This is a genomic window from Oleiphilus sp. HI0132 (assembly GCF_001635845.1).
Genome location: NZ_LWGJ01001602.1, coordinates 1 through 1,469, shown reverse-complemented (window position 1 = coordinate 1,469; position 1,469 = coordinate 1). Strand labels below are relative to the sequence as shown.

The window sequence follows — 1,469 nt, the reverse complement described above, 5'->3', positions numbered from 1 at the left end:
ACTCCGCTGAGAATTATATTGCAAAGCTTGTTCGATCTGGTTTGTCGGTTGCTGTCTGCGAGCAAACAGGTGACCCGGCAACAAGCAAGGGGCCGGTTGAGCGTAAGGTAATGAGAATTGTCACTCCCGGCACGCTGACTGACGAGGCATTTCTAGAAGAGCGGCGTGACAATTTGCTCTGCTCAATTTCCTTTGGTGATGAGGAAGCCTTTGGTCTAGCCTACCTAGACCTGAGTGGCGGACGCTTTTCTGTGTCGCAAGTTCGAGGCTTGCCCGACCTAATAAGCGAGTTGCAGCGTATTAGACCGTCGGAAGTTTTAATAAGTGAAGAGTTTCCATATGAAGGAGCTTTTGAGAACTTAACTGGTCTTAGACGCCAAGCTCCATGGCTTTATGATCTTGATTCCGCAAAAAGCTTATTGACTACTCAATTTAAAACGAAAGACTTAAGCGGCTTTGGTATCGATTCGATGCAATTAGCTATCTGCGCGGCGGGTTGTCTGCTGCAGTATGCAAAGGATACTCAGCGTAATGAGCTGCCTCATATTGTCACCATCAATAAAGAAGAGCGTAGTCAATACATTCTACTCGATGCAGCCAGTCGCAAGAACCTAGAAATTGACACCAACCTTGCTGGCGAAAGTAATCACACCTTGGCGTGGGCAATGGATGCCTGTAAAACTGCAATGGGTAGCCGCTTGCTTAGGCGCTGGCTCCACCACCCTTTAAGAGACCGGGAAATTGTGAATGCCCGTCTAGATTGCGTGTCTTCACTTGAGCAATCCTATAACTACGACGCCATTCAAACGAATTTAAAACAAGTCGGAGATGTACAGCGTATACTCGCCAGGATTGCGCTTAGATCTGCACGCCCTCGTGACCTATCACGACTTAGAGACACTTTAATACTACTACCCGCCATACAGGCAGATTTAAGGTCAGTTGATTGCCCAAGTCTTGGTGAAGTAGCTAAAGATATATCCGAACACCCCTCTTTAGCTGAGTTATTAGAGCGAGCAATTATCGATAACCCTCCCGTCGTTATTAGAGATGGCGGCGTGATAAAAGATGGTTTTGACGCAGAGCTAGATGACTTACGCAATATCAGTGAAAATGCCGGTCAATTTTTAATCGATCTAGAGACTCAGGAGCGGGAGGCAACCGGGCTTTCGACCTTGAAGGTTGGTTACAATAGAGTTCATGGTTACTTTATCGAGATTTCAAAAGCTCAGTCAGATAAAGCGCCCGATGCATATATAAGGCGTCAAACGCTAAAAAATGCAGAGCGCTTTATAACGCCAGAGCTGAAAGCTTTTGAGGATAAAGCGCTGAGCAGTAAAAGTCGCGCTTTATCGCGCGAGAAAGCCCTTTACGAAAGCCTACTTGATGAATTAAATGAGGCGATTGACGCGCTTCAGAGGTGTGCAAAAGGGCTTTCTGAGCTCGACGTGCTTAGCAATTTTGCTGAA

Annotated in this window: 1 protein-coding gene; it reads left to right on the top strand. The window is 46.5% G+C overall.

Going from position 1 to position 1,469, the window contains the following annotated elements; all coding sequences use genetic code 11:
• A partial coding sequence (gene mutS / locus A3766_RS24735; RefSeq protein ID WP_082907214.1) for a DNA mismatch repair protein MutS occupies positions 1 to 1,469 on the top strand: 1,469 nt, incomplete at both ends.